This window comes from Staphylococcus intermedius NCTC 11048, assembly GCF_002902385.1.
GTDB lineage: Bacteria > Bacillota > Bacilli > Staphylococcales > Staphylococcaceae > Staphylococcus > Staphylococcus intermedius.
On sequence record NZ_PPQH01000011.1, the window covers coordinates 1 to 6,553 of the forward strand.

Genomic DNA, 6,553 nt, shown 5'->3' on the forward strand with positions numbered 1-6,553 from the left:
TATCTTAAGTAGTAGCCAACGGCTACAGTTATGACGTCTTTATTAAATTGTTTACATCTGAAATAGTTCATGTAGAATACTCCTTTTTATTAAAATTATACTACATATTTAACTTTGCAACAGAACCAAGATATTCAAGCAGCAATCAAAGAGACTTCAAAATACTCTGTGAAGTCATCTGACTTTTTAACTGATGATGACGAAAGAAATCAAGAAATTGTAAATGATTTAGAACAAGGTTTATATCGAAAACGTATGTTAAGTTATGGGGGATTGCTTAAACAAAAGCATAAACTTTTAAATTCAGATGATGTGGAAGACGGAGATTTAGTTCAAACAAGTGATAAAGAGAAAACGACAGAGGAAGAAGAAAAAGCACATTCAATCACAGCAATTTGGAATTATGAAAAACAGAATTATTATTTAAAACATTCATAACGTCGGCTAAAAAGCTGGCGTTTTTTTCGATTTTAGAAACGTACTAAAAAATATCAGTTACTGTTAATTATTTTTAGGGAGTCCCAATCAAGTTATGATTTTTGAACAATACAACGAAGCGAAGTTGTAAAATACCGTTGTATCAGTAAATGGCCATTGTATTTTTATAACGTTTATCTATACATTTTTCTTACACTTATCTTGCAGGTATAAAATCAGGAAAAATGTATGTTAGTTGTATGGATAACTGTAATCTAATTGTATAGATAAATGTATCTCATATAGCTCATATTTGCTTTCTAAGCGACGAAAAGTGTTTGTAGGTAGGTGTTAAAAACCCCATAAAATAGAGTTGTCTCTAAATACCCCCTTAAAATGCAAAATAAAGGTATCGGAATATCATACGCACTTTTTGGTTTTGGTACGATACCATTTTGGTATGTAAGTGCGCCCTTGGGCAATGAAAAAATAAAAATCTTGATTAAACAGAGTTTAACTAAGATAGTCACGAGAAATTGAATAGCCTTTAATTCTGGGTTTCTTCAGATGTACCTGATTTATAGGGTGGTTTATGGTATGGCGTTAAATCAATCCATAAACCAATACATAATGGAGGGGTAAAAGAGCACATAAAACAAGCACGCATTTATGCCGAGAAAATTTATTGATAATGAGAAGAATCCTTAACTAAACTTGAAGACGAATGTCGGCATAGCAAGAGCTATTAAGCCGATGATTCGATAAGTTTTGGGAGTGTTAAGGATTCAGTGGCTCATTGTTAATAAAGTAATCAGGGTTTAATGACCTTTATGTTTTTCTTTCGCTTTTTGTTTTTTGATTCTACGTTTTCGTGCTTTTTCTGCCTCTTTTTGTTGTTTATTTCTCTTTTTAGAACTTTTTTCTTGAGCTCTTGTTCTTTTTTTAATGCTTCTTATGATTGTGTTGTGATTACTTTTTTCTTTTGATCTTTTGCTACCTGTCGTTGCAATCTTTTTCGATTAATTTTCTTGTTAGATGACTTATGTTTAGTTTTTGCTTTGCTTTTATTTATTAATGTTAAAAGCTTTTTGTCTATGAATTTTAAAATAGTTTCTCTATCGGGTTCTGAGCCAAATGTATATTTAGCCAAAACCGTTTTTTTATTTTCCTTATATTCAATTAATCCAATAAAAAATTGACCGTCATGAAAAATTGTAAGTTTCATGTTGTTCCTCCTCTGTTTTTATATGAAATGAAGGACGACCTGAGGAGGAAGGTTACTGACAAAACTTTATATTTTGCATTAGGACTACCAACCTAATTGTGTTTTTACATTTCATAGTTTGATATTAACAAAATAATACGATTTAGAAACGAGGTTTTTCTTGTCTTGATAATAACTAAATTAAGATGTGTCATTTGGTTTCCAAAAGAACATGGTTCTAATAAATGAACTTAATTAGAGTACTCTCATAACATATTGGAAAATATTATTAAAGAATTATGACAAGTTAGTTCATTAAGTTTAAAAGGAAATTAGCAAAATATGTTTCAGTAAAGGCAGCTAGTATTATTAAGGGAAGAGAGACTAGCAAATACATCTTGGCTAAATTAGTTATGGCTTTTTTTAAAGAATAATTTTCCTTTTTTCTTTTCCTAAAAAGATTTGTTATCTTCCGTATGATTGCTTGATTTAATATGTATAAACCACTGGCTATAACACAAAGTCCCATAATTTCAAATGTATAGTGTGGAATATAAGCTAGTAAAGCTGTAATCCCTTTATATGGACTAAAGGATAGTAAAAACCCAAACATCATACCTGGTATAATTACAGACACGATAAGGTTGGCCAAGTATAAAAACGGGATAGGTATTAATGCCAATATAAGCATTTGTAAAGGTACATAGAATGCATTTGTTTGTATAAACCCCCATACTTTTATTAATCCATCAGTTTCACTTACACGCTTAGGCGCTTTATTACCTAGCTGTTTTATGATTTCTTCAGTAGGATGAAAAAAGAAAGCTACAATAGTTGTAAAGGCTAATAAAATCGTTAATATGATAAATAACTTTATAGCTCTTTTAATATAGTTTGAGTTTATGATAGAGTTCATAAACTCCCTCCTTCTTTTACCAATCATTTCTAATGAGATTGATACAAATTAGTAATACTAATTTGAAAATTAATGAGCGTCCATTTATGTATTGAAAAACTAGCTCATTCTTTTTCATACCTTACTTAGAAGTGATTATTGATAATTTCTTCTTTTTTTGGTTAAGTGCTCTTTAAATGCTTGAGCTTCTGCTGCTAGTTCTTGATCATTTTCCTCTTTTAACTTAAATTCTTCAGGATGAGTTATCCATCTAGGTGTTTTTTCCTTACTTTTTAGTGGATTAATGTTAGATTTAACATTAAAATTTTGAGCTTGTTCTAAATTGAATATATTGTTTTTAGACCATACTTCTAATATTTTAGCTAAGTATTGTTTAGGGTTATTGCCATTTTCAGAAGCATACTTGACAGCATATTCCAAAAGGTCTGGGTTCATATTTTTACTTAAATCAGCTATTTTTTCTATAAATGCTTTAGTAGGTGGGATGGAGAGTTCTTCTTTCAAAAGTGTAATTAAATGTTTCTTACTACTACTACCGTTTAGTGAATTTTTAGTAGTAGTAATTATATCAGTATCATTTGCGTATGAATTTGATACGTCTTGATGTATGAATTTAATACATCCTTGTTATTACTAGGCTCAAAGGTGTTTTCTACATTTTTTATTAGGTATACATCTTCTTGAGTTACTACTGGTTTTTTTAGATATAATTTATTGGGTTTATTAAGCCCCACTCTTATTTGGCTAAATAATTCAGCATTTTGCAATTCCTTTTTGATTTTAGAAAGTTTATTTGGGCTGCTTATATTGAGTATTTTTTTAAAGTCTCATTTGTGAAAATAAAGAATATATCCCCATTTTCATCAATCCAATTATTTTTTATAGATAAATCGAGACGGTCACGTAGAATAGCATATGCAATTTTTTCATCATTAGATAATTTTGTGTATTTCGGATTAGTAAAAAACACTTTAGGTAATTGATAAAATTTTTCTCTTTGGATTTCTTTAATATTAAAATTAGTAGACATAATAAAAACCTCTTTCTGTAATTTAGATAGAGGTAATAAAACAATTTTACGCATGTTATATGTTTTGTGCTTGCAATTACATGGGTGGATATATATAATACGAGTATCAAAAATTATATAAACAAACGAGTGCGAATCGTTTTATTACCGAGAGTTGATGCTACGCCAATAGCATCAACTCTTTTAATATTTATAAAGTAATAGTAACACTTTTAAGGTTGTATATAAAGAATTTAATTATAGCTAGAAGAACTTTATAATCTAAGGTGAACAAAGTTTTTCTTTTAGCACCTAACTAGGCACTAAAAATGAATTATAATCTATTAGGTGATAAAATTTAGGTGGTAAATTAGGTATCTAAGGATGGATGTTATGAAAACTATTAAAATGATTGCTGATGAACTGGGTGTAACTAAACAAACTATTGTTAATAATGCAAAAAGCTTAAGTATATCTTTTGAAAAAGAAAATGGAATTAACTATATTAATGATAATGATTATTTGAAGATTGTAGAAAAAATTACCAAGAAAGTAGGTAAAACGAAAAGTAATGATTCAATAAAAAAAGAACTACTTAACGAAAATTCTTCAGAAGTTGAAAAGCATAAATATAATCATTCAAATAGTTCTAAGATATTACAGACGAAAATAAATGAATTAGAAAAACAAATAGAAATTTTTGAAAATAGGGCTAAAAATGATGAAAAATATATTGATAATCTAACTAAACAATTAGATTAACAAAATAGCAATGTTAATACATTAAATAAACTATTGGAAAATCAGCAAATATTAGCTTTAGAAAGTAATAGAAAAATACAAAGACTGGAGTCCGAATTAGAAGAAGAAAGGCAACTTAATTATTCTGCTAATAAAAGAAAGAATACTGAAATTCAAGAAACAAAACACAATACGGATTCTATTAATATTTATCCAGATAATCAAGAAGAAAAAATAGTTTCCCATTTTAATGATGTAATTAAAAGTAAAAACGAGAATAAACAACAAAATAGTGAGTCACAAGAGACTGGAGATATAAATAATGTTTCAAAAGATGTAGAAACTAAAGAAAATCGATCTAAAAAAAGTTTTTGGGTACGACTATTTGGTAATTAAGCAAGAGGCATATATATATATTTTCTTTTATATATTTACAAGTGTAGGTTGTACTTTAATTTACATATCTAATTTATATTAAAATAGGGGACTCTATTACAAAGAAAATTAGAAAACATTAGGTTAGCATTTTAAATTGATAGCTAAATTAACGCGATAATATAATCCTCACTTCAAGACACGGAAAAAAGCCGTAGATATCTTCAAATCTACGGCCCTTTTTATGTAATACAGAACATTCGATGCCTTCCTTTAAGGATAGCTATCCTTATTGATGGTACTTTATTTGTAATAATTGTCTTAGTTTTACTAAATTTTTTCTATGTGTCAACTATTAATAAAAAGCATGAAATAAGCATGCAGATTATTAATAAAATGTAAACTAATCGCAATAGAAAGCTTTTTGCCTGTCTTAATATAAGAAATGATTATACATAAAGAAATAATTATGTACGGCCCTAATTCTAGAAAAGATTTAGAACTAACAACATGCAACGAACTAAATACTAGTAGTGATAAAACGGACATGTATGTATAATTAAACTTTTTACCTAATTCTCCAATTAGCAAATGACGAAATAAAAATTCTTCAATAATAGGTGCTCCGATAACCGATGTAATAAAAATTAGAGAGGCCGCTAATATACTTTGAGAAAGTTCATTTTGAATGGAAATATCATTTTGAGTTTGTACGAAGCTAATATTTGATGGAGCAAAGTTTTTTACTATAAATACAAATAAATTTTTTGCTGTCAGCATTAATATAGATAATATCAATATATATTTATAGTGGCTTTTTACAAACATAAATCCATTTAGTAATTGCTTCTTATAGTTGTCTTTATGAAATATGCACCATAATAAAAATAGAGACAATATCATAAATATTTCTACGGTGTAATTTATATATAAATTATCATTAAAAAAGTTAATAAGAGATATCATAATAATATAAATAAACGGAAGTGCAAAATCTCTTTTTATTATATTATTGTTCATACTATAGTTACCTTTCATAAGAATAAAAAAGAGAGGCTGCAACCTCCCTTTTTTCTGATTAGCAAAAAATTCTACTCTCCAACGATTTTTTTAATACGTTGTACGATAGTGTCGATAACTACTCCATCCTTAATCCAAGACCAAACTGTTCCTTTATTAGCCCATAACCATTGTGTACCTTTTTTACCTAGTTGCGCAGCAATTCTTAATAATGCTCCCATAAAATAAAAACCTCCATAAATATGATTAATATGTAAGCGTTAACTTACATATTAATCATAACATATATAGTTATATATTCAAGAGTCTCATTACATGCTACAATTATTTTTAAAACTATTAACTATATCATACGAATGTTTCTCGTTTAAATCATGCAACACTATTTTTTTAGGTGGTGTTGCTAAAGTTACTATCTTTAAAGAATTTATATTAAAAAGACGTTGAAGAAAACTTTGACTTAGAATAATTTCTTTTATGTCAGTAAAGCGTATCAAACTCTGAGAAGATGAAAGACCACGCTTTTTTATATTCAAGTTTACTTTGGAATAACCATATTTTGTTAAAAAAATTTGTAAAATTTGGGATGCTAATACATATGCAATAATCAAACCAACAATAATTATTAGGATGATAGAATTAATAGTGAGTAATATTAATACTAATGGTACCCAAAGAATAGAAGTCCTTATTATTTTAGGTATTATAGAATACATAGACAGTCCTTTGAGATTATACTCTTTATCATACATATTTACATTTAAGAATTTATATATAAAATCATATTTATTATCATTGTTAATTATAGGGGTAATTACATTTGTTTCTAATTTATTATCTTCATCCTCAAATGAATTTATAACTTTTATTT

5 protein-coding genes and 5 pseudogenes are annotated in these 6,553 nt (G+C 27.6%); 2 read left to right on the forward strand and 8 right to left on the reverse strand.

All coding sequences use genetic code 11. The features are described 5' to 3' along the window. Window positions 1–71 (reverse strand): annotated as a pseudogene (locus CD138_RS03695) (IS6 family transposase); the annotation flags it as partial. 52 nt (window positions 72–123) lie between these two features. Here CD138_RS03695 and CD138_RS03700 point away from each other — a divergent pair. Further along, window positions 124–438 (forward strand): annotated as a pseudogene (locus CD138_RS03700) (protein rep); the annotation flags it as partial. Between the two features lie 797 nt (window positions 439–1,235). On the opposite strand, the pseudogene CD138_RS03705 reads toward CD138_RS03700, so the two are convergent. From CD138_RS03705 to CD138_RS03720, 4 genes and pseudogenes are all read right to left on the reverse strand, one after another. After that, window positions 1,236–1,642: pseudogene (locus CD138_RS03705) on the reverse strand (YjdF family protein). A gap of 286 nt (window positions 1,643–1,928) precedes the next feature. Next, window positions 1,929–2,537 (reverse strand): stage II sporulation protein M, encoded by a 609-nt coding sequence (locus CD138_RS03710; protein ID WP_019167432.1) that lies wholly within the window; start codon window positions 2,535–2,537, stop codon window positions 1,929–1,931. 135 nt (window positions 2,538–2,672) lie between these two features. Beyond that, on the reverse strand, window positions 2,673–3,041 hold the full coding sequence (locus tag CD138_RS03715; RefSeq protein ID WP_167414211.1) for a DnaD domain-containing protein: 369 nt from the start codon (window positions 3,039–3,041) through the stop codon (window positions 2,673–2,675). A 77-nt stretch (window positions 3,042–3,118) separates the two neighbouring features. Further along, a pseudogene (locus CD138_RS03720) lies at window positions 3,119–3,567 on the reverse strand (replication initiator protein A); the annotation flags it as partial. Between the two features lie 372 nt (window positions 3,568–3,939). On the opposite strand from CD138_RS03720, the pseudogene CD138_RS03725 reads away from it, so the two are divergent. Then, a pseudogene (locus CD138_RS03725) lies at window positions 3,940–4,683 on the forward strand (DUF536 domain-containing protein). Between the two features lie 327 nt (window positions 4,684–5,010). On the opposite strand, the gene CD138_RS03730 reads toward CD138_RS03725, so the two are convergent. From CD138_RS03730 to CD138_RS03740, 3 genes are all read right to left on the reverse strand, one after another. Next, window positions 5,011–5,700, reverse strand: coding sequence for a CPBP family intramembrane glutamic endopeptidase (locus CD138_RS03730; RefSeq protein ID WP_103265963.1), 690 nt, complete (start codon window positions 5,698–5,700; stop codon window positions 5,011–5,013). 53 nt (window positions 5,701–5,753) lie between these two features. After that, window positions 5,754–5,903 (reverse strand): aureocin A53 family class IId bacteriocin, encoded by a 150-nt coding sequence (locus tag CD138_RS03735; protein ID WP_019167426.1) that lies wholly within the window; start codon window positions 5,901–5,903, stop codon window positions 5,754–5,756. Window positions 5,904–5,993: 90 nt separating this feature from the next. After that, on the reverse strand, window positions 5,994–6,553 hold a 560-nt coding region (locus CD138_RS03740; protein ID WP_142380748.1), incomplete at its 5' end, for a PH domain-containing protein.

Coding starts and splice junctions, on each gene's coding strand:
- CD138_RS03730 (WP_103265963.1), bottom strand. CDS start 5,700: ATGAAAGGTAACTATAGTATGAACAATAATATAATAAAAAGAGATTTT.
- CD138_RS03710 (WP_019167432.1), bottom strand. CDS start 2,537: ATGAACTCTATCATAAACTCAAACTATATTAAAAGAGCTATAAAGTTA.
- CD138_RS03735 (WP_019167426.1), bottom strand. CDS start 5,903: ATGGGAGCATTATTAAGAATTGCTGCGCAACTAGGTAAAAAAGGTACA.